The sequence below is a fragment of the Eisenbergiella tayi genome (assembly GCF_001881565.1).
Lineage (GTDB): Bacteria > Bacillota > Clostridia > Lachnospirales > Lachnospiraceae > Eisenbergiella > Eisenbergiella tayi.
The window spans coordinates 572,388-590,068 of record NZ_MPDJ01000002.1; the positions used below are offsets into that span (position 1 = coordinate 572,388).

Here is a 17,681-nt window from a genome sequence, read left to right on the forward strand (position 1 = left end):
ATTCTAATTACGCAAAGACTTCCACCTTATGCACCCCCACAGCCCGCTCCGGGAATCGGACGCAGACATATCTCGTCTTCTCTCCCGGCAGACGAACCGTCAGGAAATTATCAATATTGGCCTTCTCCGAAGCATAGATGCTGCGATATGTTTTCCGGTCATCCGTCAGCAGTATCTCATAATCCGCATTTGTCACTTCCGCGAAGACAACCACCACGCTCTGAATCTCCTTCGTGCCTTCCAGATCCACCAATACCATACGTTCCGTATCATCCTCTGCCGGTCTCCAGTAGGTCTTCATATCCCCATTTGTCACGTTCCGGGCCGGATGCTCTTCCTCTGCGCTTGTACAGAATACCGGACGGTTGATGGCAATATTATCAAGGCTTCTGCGCTTCGGTTCATCACACACATAAGGCGGGGGCTGAAGCTCCACACGCGCGCAGCCCTCCGGCGCTTCTTCACCAAGCACCTGAATCCTGATTTCGTCACAGAGCAGTCCCTCACAGACTGCATGCACCACCGTCTCTCCGCCGTCATAAGCACGAAGCGTGATGGCTCCAAGCCCCTGAATCAGATTCTCCTTCCCGGAAGACAGGATGAAGTTTTTACCAGTCGGGAATCTGCCCGGTCCGGAAACTACTGTAAGCTCTATCTGCGGATTACAGTCGATTCTCTCACCCGCTTCATTCAGCACCTCCGCCACTATCTTCACATCCTCCGTACCGTCACATTTCATAGTAAGACTGCTCGGTGTCAGACGAACTCTATGGGGTACGCCTTTCTTCGGTATTTCCGGACGAGGGACGCCTGCCAGATTCTCACGATACCAATACCATGTATCCAGAGGCAGTCTGTAATAATCGATCATCCCCATATGTCCCATATTTCCCAGAATACTGCCATGATGGAATGCACACCACAAACACTTGCCGCTTCTCCAGGGATAGTCCTCTTCCACACCGTCTCTGTATCTGTGAATAAACTCTCCCGGACGATCAAGCACACTGCTTCCATACTCGGATACAAAATTCGGGAATCCCGGATTCAGGAAGATGGATGCACCATCACCATTATACCCCGCAATATCACCCAGAGTATCGAAGCCTCCTCTCTGCGCACCGCCCACTGCCGCCGGACGGGAGTCATCCAGTATGTGACTGTACTCCACTAATTTCCTCACAAGCGCACGTGCCTTATCAAGCACTTCCAGTGCGGAGAAAAACGGTTCATTGCACATACTCCACACGATGATACTGGGATGATTGCGGTTCACCCGAATCATCTCACTGAGTGTCTGCATGCAGCCTGCCTCAAATTCTTCTTCATCTTCTTCATTCACAGGATAACCGCTTGCCGTCCAGTACCCCTCTTCTTTCACACCTCCGGTTCCCCAGAAACAGTTCTCCGACCAGAAGAGGATTCCCTGTCTGTCACATTCTTCCGCAAAATACGGATGATGGGGATAATGGGAACCGCGAATGAAGTTCATTCCGCATTCCTTCACCATAGCGATATCTCTCGCAATGGCCGTATGCGTTACGGCATCCGACCATCCCGCCTGATCTTGATGTACATTCGCGCCATGAATATCATAATGCTCCCCATTTAAGAAAAAGCCCTTATCCGCCGTAAATTCAAAATATCGAATACCAAATTCCGTCTCGTAAGTATCCACGGGCACATCGTCCACATATACCCTGCTGACCATGGTATACAAATTCGGCGTATCCGGATGCCACAACTGCGGATCAGCAAGGAACTGTTCCTGTACCACCGTCGTCATATTCTCCGGCGCGATGGAAAACGCGCTCTCCATCCTGCCCGCCTCTTCCCCTTTATACAGAAGGATGGATTCCAGCCTGCCGTCTGCCTGCACGGAAGAAGTATTCTCCACCTCCGTCTCCGCCACGATACGCGCCCTTCCTGCGGACACCTCCGGCGTCGTCACCCGCGTACCGTACCATGCCACGTGCACTTTCCCTTTCACGATGAGGCTCACATCCCTGTAAATACCGCCATTAAAAACATGTTCGCCGCCTCTGGGCGCGATTCTCGGATTCCACAGGTTGTTCACGCGCACGAAAATCAAATTGGCCCCAGGCCGTACAAATGAAGTAATATCTATCAAAAATGCCGTATAACCGCCCCTGTGCGTGCCCGCAAGTTCTCCGTTCACATAGACTTCCGTGTCCTGAAAGCTTGCCTGGAACTCCAGATACAGCTTCTTCATATCAAAACCAGTCTCTATCTGCAGCCATTTACGGTAGCATCCATATCCTATATAAAATTGCTTTTCCATGAAATACGGAATCCCAAAAGAATGCGGAATCCCGATATCATACCATTCCCTATCATCATATTCCGGCGTTTTCGCCTCCGGAAAATCACCATGCATGAATTTCCAGTTTTTGTTAATTAAAATTTTCTGTTCCTGTTCCATTGCAATTCTCTCCTGTTTTCCTTCTGAACATCCGGAAATAAAGGAAACGGCTATCCTCTTTCCTGCCGCAAATCCATTCCTGATATGCAGCAGCGAAAGAGGATACAGTCCATCTCCCAAAGCTATTTATTTTACAGCTGCCGCAGGTTAAAATACAATTTCATATGCTTTCCCTGCTTCCAGCTCCACAGAATACCCGAATTCTTCCTTTTCCCAGGTAAGCGTTTCGTCCTGGCAGGAAATCCGCTCGGGTACCTCACCGACAAACAGCGTTCTGCGGCTCTTATCCGCACGGATTTCTGCTTTCTGCAACGTTCCGTTCTTCCATTCCATATCCACTTCCAGGCCGCCTCTTGCGCGCAGGCCCTTCACCTCGCCGTTCTTCCACTTAGGAGGAAGCGCAGGCAGGAAATGCACCCCTGCGTGGCTCTGCAGCAGACATTCCGCCATACCGGACAGAAGTCCCAGGTTACCGTCAATCTGAAATACGTTTCCGGCATTCAGCAAGCTTTCCGTCAAGCTCTTATGAAACATTCTGTCAATGGCAGTCTGTGCACCTTCTCCGTTTAAGAATCTGGCAAAGAAAGCAATATGCCATGCACCGCCCCAGCCCGTCGCTTTCGCGCCGTGTTCAATTCTGGAGTCCAGGGATTTTCTGGCCGCTTCATAGATCTCCTTATCCTTATTCCAGGAAATCTCATCCCCCGGAAATACTGCCCACAGATGAGAAGTATGTACCATATTCGGAGTGAGTTCTTTCTCTTCCCACGCCCATTCCTTCAATCTGCCTATAGAATCGATCTGATTGGGGCGAAGTTCTCTGATGATTCTCTCAAAATCCGCTTTATAAGGACTTTCAATGCCCAGTATCTTCGCTGCCTCCAGACAAGCACTCATCAATCCTCTTATGATCTGATTATCCATAGTAGGTCCTGCGCAGATCGGCGTATCGGAACCGTCTTCCAAAACGAACCTGTTCTCCGGAGATACCGAAGGGCAGGTCACCAGATACCCTTCCTTGTCCTTAATCAGGAAATCCACGAAGAAGAGTGCAAACTCTTCCATCACGGGATATTCTTTTCTCAGGAAATCCTCATCTAAGGTAAAAAGATAATGCTCCCACAGATGCATTGCCATCCATGCGCCGCCCATCTGCCAGAATGCCGCAGCCGCATACATATCCTGCGTACCGCAGTCTCCATAGATATCGGTATTGTGATGGCACATGGTTCCCCTGCAGCCATACATTCTCTTCGCCACATCCCGTCCTCTTTCCTGTACCGTATGAATCAGGTCAAAAAGAGGTTCATGGAGTGTGGACAGATTACAGATTTCCGCAGGCCAGTAATTCATCTGCAGATTGATATTCGTCGTATATTTGCTCTCCCAACTGGGACAAAACTCATGATTCCAAATACCCTGCAGGTTCATGGCCGTCGCGCCCTCTCTTCCGGCAGATACCATCATATATCTAGCATACTGGAAATACATTCCTGCTTTCTCGTCCTCAGGAAGCGCAAGCGTACATCTTTTCATATAAGAGGTGAAATCCGCAATATGGTCAGCCCTGATATCAGCATACCCCTTTGCACGCGCTGCCGCAAGAGAAGACTTCACATTGCCGACAAAATCTTCTTCCCTGTTATCCGTAGAAGCCACCAGATAAATTACGACCTCGCCCGCTTCATGGGCAACCAGCTTCGCATAACAGTCCTCAATTCGTCCATCCGTCACCACAGTCAGGCCGCAGGCAAATCTTGTACCATTTTCATCCCCCTCCATCATCAGGGTATGGCCATTTTCGGTATAGATTCTCTCACATCTGGTCACAGGCCATACACCGGCGCTGACGAATTTTCCCGGTCTCCTGTCATCAGGCAGCCTCTGATCCGTAAAAGGGACACGATTGAGCAGCATATCCAGCCGGATTGCTTTCTCCCTATCGCTCTTTAAGCGGATACAGAGTACTCTGTCCGGATTACTGACGAACATTTCCCTTGTATACTGTACTCCCTTATCTTCATGGGAAATGCAAAGAATCCCCTCTTCCATGTTCAAATCAGATACATAATTCTCACCGTCGGACTCCGGCAGCCAGCCCATCTGGAATGGAAGCGCGGTATTTAACGCAAGGTTGAGTTCACCCAGGGGTGAGAAATTCCTCATATTGCCAGGAGCGGATACCATATGAGAAAACATCAGCTCCTCCGCTTCTTCGAACTTCCTGTCAAAAATCAGTTCCCGGACCTCTTTCAGATGCTCTTTTGCGTTGGGATTGATTCTGTCCCTGAATTTGCCATGCCACAGAGAATCCTCATTCAACTGGATTCTGTCCTTGGCAGTATGTCCGTACACCATGGCACCCAGGAATCCGTTCCCCATGGGCGTTGCGTCCAGCCAGCGTGAGCCGGCCTCTTTTCTGATAAAATGTTTCTGTACATTCATAGGAAACACCCTGCCTTTCTTTTTTAAAAAATGAGGGCGTCCGGGGGACACCCTCATTTCCAAAATGAACTCGCTTATTTGATTTTATTTTGCTGCATTTGCCATATAAGCATCATAATACTTCTGATAGGTATCGATGTACTGCTGCACATTCATCTTCTCCAGAGTTGTCAGATACTCATCCCACTGGGTCTCAATATTCAGATCGCCAGTGATAAACTGTACCAGAGCCTGATTTACATAACCGCCGATCTGCAGGGTTGCTTCGCTGATAATCTGCGCATCAGAGCCTTCGAATACCAGGTTTGGAACCAGCGTCTCAAGTGCAGGCTCGTAGGGCTGATACAGCTCGCCTGCCTTCTGCAGATAGAACTCGGTGTCATGATCCGGATCCGGAACCTTCACTTCGCCGCGTGCTCTTGCAGAGGACCATCTTACGGATGCGTCAGATGCCCAACGATAATGTTTGCCGTTTTCGCCGGAGTAATCCTTTGCATAGCCATTTCCAAGCCAGTCATAGTCTTCAGGAATAATCAGCTTTTCAACAGTAGGAGTTCCACCTGCAAGGGAGGTTCCTTCATTGGTAAAGTTCCAGCCAAGGCCTTCCGGACCATAAGACTGTACATTGTTGGCTTCCGCACTTGCAAGGAAGTCCAGAAGTGCGGTTACGATTACAGGATATTCACAGGTAGAGGAAATACTTCCGATACCCATGCCGAAGTAGTTGTCAAGACCTTTTGTACAAAGTCTTACACCGTCAGGGCCTTCTACAGGTGCGAATACTTCCCAGTTCTGCCACTCACCATCCTTATTTGCCCAGAACTCATCATCGGTCTGAGGGCCGCCTGCAGGGTAAACAGCTACCAGAGGCGTCTCATTCTTCAGTGTTGCAGCGAACTGTGTATTGTCCTGTGTAAAGGTCTGAGGATCCAGAAGTCCTTCGGAATACAGCTTATTGATGTAACGAAGCGCTTCTCTGTACTCATCCTTCATTACAGAATACTCAATCTTACCATCGTTTACTACAAGACCTGCTGCGACAGTAGGGTTGGTATTGCTCAGAGGGTTATTACACTGTATGAAAGAGTTAATCATCCATACCGTAGGATCAGAAGCCCAGCCGCCAATGAAACCGCTCATGGGAACTTCATCCGCAAGGCCGTTGCCGTTGGGATCTTCGTTTTTCACCTTCTTCAGGTACTCATACAGTTCATCCGTAGTCTCAGGAATATGGCCGTCGTTCAATGCTTCTACCCAAGGCATATAGATGTACATTCTGTTCTGATAACGGCAATGGAAACACTCATTGTTATCGCCGTAAGTATAGATATTGCCATCTGACATAACGAGGTCTGCCCTTCTCATGGGGCTCTCTTCATTCATTGCGTTCCAGTTAGGAGCGTCTTCCAGCAGGTCATTCATAGGAATGATTAAGCCCTGCCGACCGTAGTCCTGAAGCTCGGTCTTGGTCCAACCGGTTGCCAGGAACAGATCCGGCAGATTTTTGGGGTCAGTCATTACAAGATTCAGCTTCGTCTTTGCATCATCGCCGTCTACATCATATACGAAATTCAAATGAATGTTGGTCTTTTCCTCAATCCAGTCGGTTACGTAATTGTTCTGATAAGTTCCGCCGCCAGTCAGGGATGCATAAACGAATACGTCAATTGTCAGCTTCTCTTCCAGAGGGAAGGTAACATCGCTTACGCGTTCGAATGCGAAGGGATCGCCGCTTGCAGCTTTTCCGCTATCCGTTGTCCCTCCCGTTGCTGCAGGAGTATCCGTACTGCCGCAGCCTGCCAGGAGAGAAACGCCGAGCGCCAGTACGGCTGCCGTTGAAAGCAGTTTCTTTCCCCATAATGTTTTCTTTTTCATGTTTTTTCCTCCTTAAAATTTTTATAAACAACGGGTCTCCCCGATTGATATATAAATTTACAATTCCTCTTAACCCTTTACAGAACCAATCATGACACCCTTTACAAAATACTTCTGTACAAAAGGATAGATAATCATCAAAGGCAGACTGCTGATGATAATCGTTCCGTATCTTAACATCTGGCTTAAGAACTGATTCTCCATTACCACCTTCGGATCCACTGCGGAATTACCGAAATCCACCTGGGACATCAGCAGGATTCTTCGAAGAACCAGCTGCAGCGGATATTTCTCCTGGGAGTTGATATAAATCAAAGGATTGAAGTATCCGTTCCAAAGCGCAACCGCCACCCACAGACAAAGCACTGCAATAATGGGCATGGACAGCGGAATAGCAATCTTTGTGAAAAACTTGAAATCAGAACATCCGTCCAGCTCCGCCGCCTCCTGCAGTTCTTTGGAAATCGTCTGATGGAAGAAGGTTCTCGCCACTATGATATTGTAAGCATTCACTGCCGTAGGCAGCACCACCGCCCAGATAGTATCGACCATACCAAGATTGCGGACCAACAAATAAGTAGGGACCAGACCGCCATTAAACATCATAGTAAACAGAAACAGCTTCATCAGTATACTGCCGCCGCGGAAATCACTTCTGGAAAGCGGATATGCCGCAAAAAGCGTAAGTACGATACTGATAATAGTTCCCACAAAGGTATATATAATGGAATTCAAATAACCTGTCCAAATAGCATCATATTTGAATACTGTCTTATAGCTGAGCAAAGTCGGTTCTACCGGTAAAAATTTCACTCGTCCTGACATCAGCGCTTCTCCGGAACTGAAGGAACAGCTGACTACGTAAATCAACGGATACAGTACAACAATCGAAAATAAGGCCAGTAATATGTAATTAACAAAATAAACTACTTTATCCTGTGTAATCTTCTTGTTTTTCATTTTCCCTGCCTCCTTAAATGAATCCGTCGCCGGTCAGCTTCTTCGCAATCTTATTGGACAGAAGGATGAGTATCAATCCGACCATTGACTGGAACAAACCGATAGCCGTCGCATAGGAATAATCCGGGAAGGAGGATACCAAAGATACCTTAAACGCATAGGTCGGGATAACTTCCGACACAGAGAGATTGTTCTGATTCTGCATCGCAAGAATCTTCTCATAACCCATGTTCAGGATTCGTCCGATCTCCAGAATCAGCATAATCACTGCTGTGGGCATAATCGCGGGCAAATCCACATAGCGGATTCTCTGAAGCAGAGTCGCGCCGTCAATAATCGCCGCTTCATGCTGCTCCATATCCACACCTGCAAGCGCCGCAATATAAATGATTGAACCGTAACCGACCGTCTGCCACACACCGCTCCATACATATACAGAAGAAAAAAGCTGCGGTGTACCGAGAATATTCATCCCCATTTTGTCATAAAAGAAACTTCCGACAGCCCCTACACGGGTATCAAATATCGCATTCAAAATCCCCACAAATACAATGGTGGATATGAAATATGGTAAATATGTTACCATCTGTACAAACTTCTTAAACTTCACCTTTCTGACATAATTCAACGATAAGGCCAGAATGATGGCGCAGGGAGTATTCACGACCAGAGTGTAGAGAGAAATCACCAACGTATTTCTCAAACTCTCCATAAAATTATAGTTATTAAAAAACCGTACAAAATTGTCCATTCCGAAATGTGCCGCCCAGGGACTTCCCCAGATACCGTCCACAATCCGATAATTTTTGAATGCCAGCAGAATACCGTACATGGGTGCATAGGAGAACACTGCCAACATAATCACCGGGAAAGCAACCATCACATACAACTGCCAATGAGCTTTAAAGTAATGGCCAAAGGTTCCGCGCTTTCCAGGCTGCCGAGTCTTTACTTTCGTTTTCACTTCGTACCTCCTTCTCTTGTTTTGCTGAAACCACATTATCATTTTTTCTTCAAAAAATCATTCTACAATTCTCCCTGTACTACCATGCAAAAATTAAGAAAGCCCGTAAATACGGGCTTTCTCAAGTAGATACACGCTTCTTTTTTCGATATTCCGAAGGGCTGAGCCCCGTCACTCTCTTGAAGGCTCTGCCAAAAGTATTTTGTGCAAGGTAACCCACCAGTTCCGAAATCTCACTGACAGGCAAATTCGTATTCATCAAAAAATCTTTCGCCTTGTCCACCCGAACCGTTTCCACATATGTGGAGAAATTCGTTCCGTAAGTTTTCTTGAACATTTGGGACAAATACCCTTCACTTAATTTGAAATGCGCCGCCACGGAAGCCAGACATAATTCCGGATCTCCGAAATGAGTATCAATATATGCCGTCACCTCAGAGGAATTCATATCAAACATGCCCCGATGCATCTGTCTGTCCACATATTCGCATACCTGCCTGTAAAGATTCAGGGTACTTATAAACTGTGTAATCAGGGGCGCATTGTGGTTCTCCTCCAGCTTCGCATAATAGTTCCTGTAATCCTCTTCCCCCATCCCTATACGCCCTATGATACGGAAAATCACAGACTGCAGTTCACTCAGCAGCATCTGCTGCAGATACACAGGAAGATTGTTTTCTATGATATATTTCTTCATAATCTCTTCCAGCGCGTCATGCAGTCCCCTGCCGTCTCCCGCCATCACAAAATGTCCCAGCCTCACCTGCAAATCCTGCGGCGGATACTTCAGTACATCCCCGGCAGACTCACGATACCAGATAATCGGATTCTCGATCTGGTCATTTTCATCAAAAATCATATAGGATGCGTTCTGATAGGATTCATAAACCTGCTCCAGCGTTTCTACCCGATTGCCGCCATAGGCAAAAAGTTTCTCTGCAATACTGAATGAGATATTCTCCCTGATACGCAGGATAATCTCTTCCACTTCCTCCTGGAACAAACTTTCCCGTTCTTTTGCAATACCCAGAAGCAGTACCACTTGTTCTTCGCCCAAACTGGTATACAGGCTGTCCGGGACCTCCTTTTCGATCACTTCCATCAGGGACAGGATGCAGGAGCACATTAATTTCATATCTTCTTCCCTTACATCCCCGGGAAACAGATGAAATCGGAACAATACAACACCGAACACCCTGTCTCTCCATTCAAAACCCACGTGCTCCGCAATTTTCTCTGCTTCTCCATCCGCCTTGAAATCTCCATAAATGAGACGGTTCATAAATGCATTCCGCAGATAAGGGCGCTGGCTCTCAATCGCATCCGCGAGCTTGGTATTAGTAGCCGCAAGGTAATTAAACGTCGTCTTTAAACTGGAAAATACCGACTGATGTCCTTCAAAATGTTCCGTACTCCTGGATACCTGGCGCAGTATATCATTGATCGGAGTGACGCTTCGCATTGACATATAATAGCTGAGCAGTATGCCTGTCACTGCTCCCGCCAGAATAAATACACCGGATACCAACAAGGTGGAAAATACTCTTTTCATTACCACGTCCTGCGGCAGTAATTCGTAATATGTAAGCCCTGAACGGCTGGAAACATACTTTACAACCTCATATTCTTCTCCGCCAAATCGGATTTTCAGACGGTCTCCCTTCTTTTCTTCCTGTATCTGCTGCCTCAGTTCCAGGATTCTCTCCTGCTGCCATGGCTCTTCTGAAATATCCTGCCGGAAATAAAGCAGCTGCCCGCTCATATCCTCCATAAAGCGAATTCCGCCTTCCACAGGCACAGGCAGCATCTCTTCCAGCGCGGACTCTTCCATATATATCTGAATCCTGCTGCTGGATTCTGCACTCGTCGACATAAGCGGTCTCTCATAATAGCAAAGCTTCAAATATATATCCTTTTCATCTTTTGTATAGTAATACTTTTCTATAGGAGAAAGCCCATAGAGAACTTTCTCCTCTTTCATATGCGTATACCAATCTTCAAAGCCTGCATATCTGTCCGCATGCATATACAGGTTATAAAATTCTTCATAAGTATACGCCGCATTTTTACCAATAACCATTTCACTCTGGTCAAAAAAGATGAAATATGAAAAAATCGACTGATTCATCTGGTACAAATCCGGCAGGGAAGCCCGCAGTTCATACACCCGATAGGTATTGGGATAGTCGAATACATTCGTTCTCCTGCTGAATCCATTAACGTAAGAATTAGCAGCGATAGAGTCTCCCAGATACTCGAACTCGTCCAGCACATTGTCCACCAGCACAACGGCATGGGAAAGCTCGCTCTCTTTTGCCCTGATATCATCCTCTGCAATCAGGGACAGCATATAAATATAATAGAAACAGCAGATCACCATAGGGATAAACAGTACCGCAAGATAAGTCAGCAGGTAATACCAAAATATTTTATCCTGTTTTATTTTCCGCAATATTCCACCCCGTCCTGCAGCTTCACTTCTTCCATTTTTCCATTTACACAAATTACCAGTTCCGTATCCCGTCCGGGCACGATGCGGTACCACAGCACCTTTCCGTCTTTCCACTCCATATCCAGAGTTCCGCCGCTTCGAAGTCCCATGCCGCTCAATCGTCCGCCCGCCGTCTCAGCCGTCACCGCCGGCAGAAGTTCCAGTCTGTCCGGCCTGCTGTAGGCAAGCATCTCAAGGACAGCCGCCGATGCGCCGAGATTACCGTCTATCTGGAATACATAATCATGCTCGCCAAGCGGATGATTATCCATTAGATTAGGATAGGTGCCCATGGTAAGGATCGCCTGCAGGTTCTCGTACGCTTTCCTTCCTTCTCTGAAATGCGCCCATAAGCCAATGATCCATGCCCGCGACCAGCCAGTATGACCGCCGCCGTTTGCCAGACGCCTCTCAAGCGTCACTTTCGCCGCATCCATCAGTTCGCCTGTCCTCTCATAGGAAATAGAACTTCCCGGATACACGCCATATACATGGGAAATATGCCGATGTCCCGGTTCCGGTTCTGCATAATCCTCCATCCACTCCATAAGCTGTCCGTGTCTGCCGATTTTCAGCTTTGGGAAGCGCTCCATCACGCAGGCCGCTTTCCTGGCTTTCTCTTCGTCAAGCGCAAGCACCCTGCAGGCATTGATATAGCAGGAGAAGAGCTCCATTAAAATCTCTGTATCCATCACTGCGCTCTCACAGAGCACACCGTACGTTCCATCCGCCCTTTCATAGGTATTCTCCGGCGACATGGACGGAGAAGTCACCAGATTCCCCTCTTCGTCCTCTATCAGAAAATCATAGAAGAAAGTCACACACTGCTCCAACACATCAAAATGTTCACGCAGGAACGCCTCATCACCCGTATACAGATAATGCTCCCAGATATGGGTGGCAAGCCAGGCCTCTCCCATCACCCAGAAAGTGGAAGTGATGCAGTGATCCTGGGGTGCCGTATCCCCGTACAAATCCGTATTGTGATGGGCAACGCTCCCTCTGCAGCCATACATCTTCTGCGCCGTCTCCTTGCCGCTCTCCTTCACCCGCTCAAGCAAATCAAAGAGGGGGAGCTGGCATTCGCTTAAGTTCCCGCTTCCTGCAATCCAGTAATTCATCTCTGTATTGATATTGATGGTGAACTTACTCTCCCACACAGGATAAAGCTTGTCATTCCAGATACCCTGCAGATTAGCGGGAAGGCTTCCCTTCCTGCTCGAAGACATCAGAAGGTATCGGCCATACTGGAAATACAGCTCCATCAGCCCCATATCCCTCTCGCCTGCCTGCACTCTGCGCAGACGCTCGTCTGTCGGAATCTGCTCAAGGTCTGCATCCGTCAGCTCAAAGGAAAGGGCAAGCCTGTTGAAAACAGAGCCGAAATCTTCCTTGTGCAAGGCGCGGATATCCGCTTCTTCCTTCACAGCCGCTGTTCTGATTCTGTCCAGACAGACTTTTCGGTAATCTGCTTCCCGGAAGCTCGTCTCAATATCCAGATAGAGATATGCCTCCCGCACATCCCTCACAAGCAGGTGTTCTCCGATGACACGCACGAAACCGCCCACTGCCTTCGCGCAAAGCGCCGCAGCAAAGGATATCCCCTCCTGCCCGCCGTCCACGGTAAAGCAAATCGTATGCTCATCCACCTTTTCCACTTCATCTGTGGCATTGTGACAGCGTCCCAGGAGACAATCAAAGGAAAAAGCGGTTCCGTCTTCCGTCCTCAGCACCATCACCATACAGTTCTCCGGATAGGATACATAGCTTTCCCGTATATAACGCACGCCCTGCACCGTATAAGCTACGCGGGAAATGCCCTCCGCAAGCTCCAGCTCTCTTCTATAATCCTGTACCTCATCCCCATGGTGCATCTGCAGACAGCATTCGCCCGCCGTCTGATAGGAACGCTGGGAATTGGGCACACCTGAGAGCGCATACATGGCGAGCCGCTGCGCCTCTTCCACCCGGCCTTCCCGAATCAGCTTTCGAATCACGGGAAGGTTCTCCTTTGCATCCGGGTTAATGCGGTTCAGATGCTTCCCGCTCCAGACGCTGTCCTCATTTAACTGAATCAACTCTCTTGTGATACCGCCGTGCACCATGCCGCCCATTCTGCCGTTGCCGATTGGCAGGGCCTCATGCCAGAAACGCGCCGGTTTGTCATACCATAATTTCATAGTTACTCCTTATCTCCCCACTCTTAATTGGCTGTTCTATTTTGTGAATCAGACAGGGATTCTGCCTGTCATTTCGTTCTCCCATTTGATACTCTTATTTCATTTTTCCACAAGCCCAGGAAGGAAGCAATGATTTATTCTTAGATAAATTTGATTTATTCTCATATATACAGAATTGCCCCCGTATGCCTGGATTTATCTGGATCATGCATACGTGGGGCTCTAATCTTTCGTATCATCCCCTTCCAGAATGAACCTCGATCTCCCGGTGAGCTTCACCACCGCATACTCATCGTTCGTCCCATACCTCTGCCTGCAAGCCAGCACACATCCGCTCAAGTCCCGTGCAATCTCCGTCACATCCACTTCTTCAAACTGGCTCAGGCAGTTGGCACAATTGCCGCAGTAAATCGATCCATACTCCCTAAAATATCAGAGGATATAATCCCACAGACATTCATTAGTAAAGCAGTAGAAGGTCATCTTCCTCAGCCTGTCCGCCGAAAATGTTCCGACTGCTTATTAAGATATCGATATCACCTAATTGTCTAAGACCAGGTTTATCATATTCTTAAATTGGAAGTACTTCTCTTTTAACAAATGCATATGGTATATTACAAGTAGGATTCAAAAATTTTGCTCTTTCTGCAACCATTTAATGTGACAACAAAATTTTCACATTATTAATCATTTCATTCCCCCATATTGCTAACATATTTAGCTGCTTGAAAATTCCACATTTTATTATATAAACCATTTTTTTGTAGCAATTTGAAATGATTACCATTTTCTACAATTTGTCCATTTGATATTACATAAATACAATCCGCGTCAACAGTAGAAGATAATCTATGTGAAATATAAATTACTGTTTTCTCATTGCTTATATTCTTTAACTGTTTGTTTAATTTCTGCTCAGCTATTGGATCAAGAGCAGCTGAGGGCTCGTCTAGTATTAATAATTCCGAATTACTGTATAATGCTCTCGCCAATGCGATTTTTTGCTGTTCTCCCCCCGATAAAATAACACCATTATCATCAAATTCTTTCGTCATCTGTGTTTCCAGGCCATTAACACACTTATTAATTATTTCGTATAAACCACACTCTTTAGCTACATTCATTACTCTATCGGGAGCGTAATTCACAGAACCAGAAATATTATTTCCTAAGGCTGCAGCATATATTTGGAAATTTTGAAATGCAACCCCCATTAATTTTCTGTATTGCACCAAATCATATTCTCTTATATCAATCCCATTCAGTAATATCTGTCCGGCACTTACATCGTATAACCTCATTACAAGCTTTATAAGTGTAGATTTACCTACCCCATTTTCTCCTACTATGGCAATTTTCTCACCTCTTTTTATAGTAAAGTTTATCCTATGCAATACTTCTTCTTTAGAATTATATGAAAAGGATACATTTTTGAATTCCAGTGTTTGAAACCCATTATTTATTGTTTTCTTGCCTGATTTTATACTTGGTTCTATTGAAAGAAAATTCCTATACTTTTCTATAAAATATCCACTTTCCATTATTTGAGTGACAAAACGTCCTAATAAATAATATAATGCGCTTAATAGAGTATTTACCCCATTAAACACAGCAATAAAATCTCCTGTATTTACATTTTTTTTTACAATAATCTGATAGCCCAAATAAATAACTATCACAAAATTCACCATAAAATATCCGGATAAATACACTTGTAAGAAATTAATAATCCAGACTTTTTTATTCTTCATTCTATATACATCTTGTAATTCTTTTGTATTCTTATTATACTCCCTCTTCAATACACTGGAAATATTGCTTAACCTGATTTCTTGTGCATAATCATACTGTTTAAACACACTTTCAATATATTGCTTTTTTCTTCTCATGCTTTTAATTGCATTTTCTTTATTAAAATTTGCTTCAGCTAATGGCTTATTAAAAATAAAAGTAACAAAAACTGTAAATAAAACAAGAATTACTAATTTCTTATCAATTATAGTAAATACAGTGGAAGTTAAAATAAAGTTTGCTACATATCCCGGAAACTTGCTTAGATAATCAAATATTACATCAATTTTTTCTTCTATTGCAGACATATTCCAAACAAGTTCATCATAATATAAAGGATTATCATAACAAGAAATATCTAAAGATACTGCCTTATCATTAACTCTATTTAAAATACTACTACAAATTCTTTCTTTTGCACCTGGCAATATATATTCTTTAAAAAGGCTGCTAAATATGAGCGTTAACAATATATACACGCATACAACAATAGTTACAAGAAAAATTTTATTTAACGAATTTCCTATAATCAATTTATTTATAATATATCTCAATAACACTACATTGCATATAACAGGAATTAATGTTGTTATAACACTAACAAAAATAATTCCGACTATAGCTGAAGCCTGAATATCTAATAAACATTTTATCATATACAGATTATTTGCTATTATTTTCTTGATTTTCATATGTATTTCCCTTCGGCAAATAATTCTGTGCTTGTGCATAAAACATGGAAGCATATAATTTATTTGTCTTCATTAATTCACTATGGGTTCCAATCCCCTCAATTATTCCATTATTCAGTACAATAATTTTATCAGCCAGAATAACAGATGATAATTTATGCGAAATATATATAACAGTTTTATATTTAGTTAAATCCATTAACTTCTCATACATAACCTGCTCAGCTATAGGATCTAATGAAGATGAGGGTTCATCTAATATTGCAATATCAAAGTTCCCGGCATATAGACGTGCAACGTATAGTTTCTGGTTTTGTCCCTCAGATAATATAGTTCCATCTTCATCAAATATTTTCGTGAGATTCGTAAAAATACCCTGTTTTTCATTGATAAGCTTTTGCATTCCGCTCTTTAATAATGCAGATTTAATAACGCTCTCTTTTGATATTTTAAAGTTGTCCATTAACACATTCTCAGTTATATTCAATGCAAAAATGTGATTACTTTGGAATACCACTCCATATCTACTTCTATAATCTTTAAGATTATAATTTTTAATATCTTGTTTATTGTATATTATGCTTCCATCGTTCACATCATAAAATCTTAATAATAATTTAATTAAACTTGTTTTTCCCGCCCCATTGGGCCCGACAATTGCTATCTTTTCTCCTTTTTGTATTTTAAAGTTAAGATCACTAAGTACTTTTTCTGAGTCCTTTGAATAGGAAAAATTCACATTCTTAATTTCTAAATCCAGAAATTCTTGCGTGTTACTTTCGCCACTAACAACTACATTTCTGTAATTGAAATAAGATTTAAGTTTAATAATATAAAAACTATGTTCGTGTGCAATATTAAAAGAAGTAATAACATTATTAATTCTCTGACTGAATAATGTTATTGACGATATTAATACTGCAAAATCAGCTACTAATAAATCTTTCTTAAAAATTATTCTATATATCAAATATAAGCATGCTCCAAAAAAAGCAAAATAAGATGAAAAAAATTGTGTTATAAATTGTAAAACAGATAACTTAAGACCGTATTTTTTATATACTCTTATGATATTTGTTATTGCATTTTCATAGTTCTCTTTTATAACGGTATACATATTTGACATACGCATCTCTTGTGCGTAATCTTTTTGAAATATTATCTTTTTTACATATTCTTTTTCTCGATTATATATCGATGTTTCTATTTGTTTATTAATATTTATTTCTTTTATTTTTTTTAGTAATATATGAACAATAAGATTACCAAATAAAAAAATTAAAACAAACGGATCAATACTAATAACATAAACTACTATAACTATACATAAAAAAAGGTAAGAAATTAAAGATGCCATATTATTAATAATAGAAATTATGTTTTTTTCCACATTTTGTATCGCCCAATAATAATCTTCATAAAAATCTTTATTTTCATAACACGAGATATCTACTTCTTCAGCTTTACTGAATATCTTTTTATTCAACTCAGAAATCATTTTATTATTTAGTATATCCATTGAATAATAATAATAATGTGCATTTAATAATGCTCTGATAGTATTAAGTATAAGAATAAATGTTACAAAAAATATATACTGCCCATAACTATTACCTTTTTCTATAATAATTATAATTGTTCTTAAAAAAAAGATACCATTGACAAAGTCCAATATTACCTGCATAAAATTAATAAAAAAATGCATTAACAGCTTTTCCTTACAAACTCTCCACACCAATCCAAGTGCGTAAAAGTTATTTTTTATAGCATTACCCTTTATTTTCATATGTTTATACCGAAACTCTTGCTCTCCTTTCAGATACTTTATATACATCAACAT

At 43.5% G+C, this 17,681-nt stretch carries 9 protein-coding genes and 1 pseudogene; all 10 read right to left on the minus strand.

Annotated elements, in window-relative coordinates; genetic code table 11:
* Positions 1-7 precede the first annotated feature (7 nt).
* On the minus strand, positions 8-2,443 hold the full coding sequence (locus BLA28_RS11030; RefSeq protein WP_143131494.1) for a glycoside hydrolase family 2 protein: 2,436 nt from the start codon (positions 2,441-2,443) through the stop codon (positions 8-10).
* Positions 2,444-2,590: 147 nt separating this feature from the next.
* On the minus strand, positions 2,591-4,888 hold the full coding sequence (locus tag BLA28_RS11035; RefSeq protein ID WP_071699158.1) for a glycoside hydrolase family 95 protein: 2,298 nt from the start codon (positions 4,886-4,888) through the stop codon (positions 2,591-2,593).
* A gap of 84 nt (positions 4,889-4,972) precedes the next feature.
* Positions 4,973-6,763 carry a type 2 periplasmic-binding domain-containing protein gene (locus tag BLA28_RS11040; protein WP_071699159.1) on the minus strand — a complete coding sequence of 597 codons (1,791 nt, stop codon included), beginning with the start codon at positions 6,761-6,763 and terminating at the stop codon, positions 4,973-4,975.
* A gap of 69 nt (positions 6,764-6,832) precedes the next feature.
* Entirely contained in the window at positions 6,833-7,723 is an 891-nt protein-coding gene (locus BLA28_RS11045; protein ID WP_071699160.1) for a carbohydrate ABC transporter permease, read from the minus strand.
* 13 nt (positions 7,724-7,736) lie between these two features.
* Positions 7,737-8,687, minus strand: coding sequence for an ABC transporter permease (locus BLA28_RS11050; RefSeq protein ID WP_081365613.1), 951 nt, complete (start codon positions 8,685-8,687; stop codon positions 7,737-7,739).
* Between the two features lie 121 nt (positions 8,688-8,808).
* Complete coding sequence (locus BLA28_RS11055) at positions 8,809-11,139, minus strand: helix-turn-helix transcriptional regulator (protein WP_071699162.1); 2,331 nt, start codon at positions 11,137-11,139, stop codon at positions 8,809-8,811.
* Positions 11,127-13,358: a glycoside hydrolase family 95 protein gene (locus BLA28_RS11060; RefSeq protein WP_071699163.1), complete on the minus strand. Its 2,232-nt coding sequence runs from the start codon at positions 13,356-13,358 to the stop codon at positions 11,127-11,129. Before BLA28_RS11060 ends, BLA28_RS11055 begins: the two co-directional genes overlap by 13 nt.
* A 243-nt stretch (positions 13,359-13,601) precedes the next feature.
* Positions 13,602-13,856, minus strand: a pseudogene (locus BLA28_RS34660) (RecQ family zinc-binding domain-containing protein); the annotation flags it as partial.
* A 194-nt stretch (positions 13,857-14,050) separates the two neighbouring features.
* Positions 14,051-15,841, minus strand: coding sequence for an ABC transporter ATP-binding protein (locus BLA28_RS11065; protein WP_069156694.1), 1,791 nt, complete (start codon positions 15,839-15,841; stop codon positions 14,051-14,053).
* Entirely contained in the window at positions 15,813-17,681 is a 1,869-nt protein-coding gene (locus tag BLA28_RS33735) for an ATP-binding cassette domain-containing protein (protein WP_069156695.1), read from the minus strand. The genes BLA28_RS11065 and BLA28_RS33735 overlap by 29 nt, the downstream gene beginning before the upstream one ends.

Excerpts from the sequence above, each read along its gene's own strand:
- BLA28_RS11030 (WP_143131494.1), bottom strand. The coding sequence starts at position 2,443 with ATGGAACAGGAACAGAAAATTTTAATTAACAAAAACTGGAAATTCATG.
- BLA28_RS11035 (WP_071699158.1), bottom strand. The coding sequence starts at position 4,888 with ATGAATGTACAGAAACATTTTATCAGAAAAGAGGCCGGCTCACGCTGG.
- BLA28_RS11040 (WP_071699159.1), bottom strand. The coding sequence starts at position 6,763 with ATGAAAAAGAAAACATTATGGGGAAAGAAACTGCTTTCAACGGCAGCC.
- BLA28_RS11045 (WP_071699160.1), bottom strand. The coding sequence starts at position 7,723 with ATGAAAAACAAGAAGATTACACAGGATAAAGTAGTTTATTTTGTTAAT.
- BLA28_RS11060 (WP_071699163.1), bottom strand. The coding sequence starts at position 13,358 with ATGAAATTATGGTATGACAAACCGGCGCGTTTCTGGCATGAGGCCCTG.
- BLA28_RS11065 (WP_069156694.1), bottom strand. The coding sequence starts at position 15,841 with ATGAAAATCAAGAAAATAATAGCAAATAATCTGTATATGATAAAATGT.
- BLA28_RS33735 (WP_069156695.1), bottom strand. The coding sequence starts at position 17,681 with ATGTTGATGTATATAAAGTATCTGAAAGGAGAGCAAGAGTTTCGGTAT.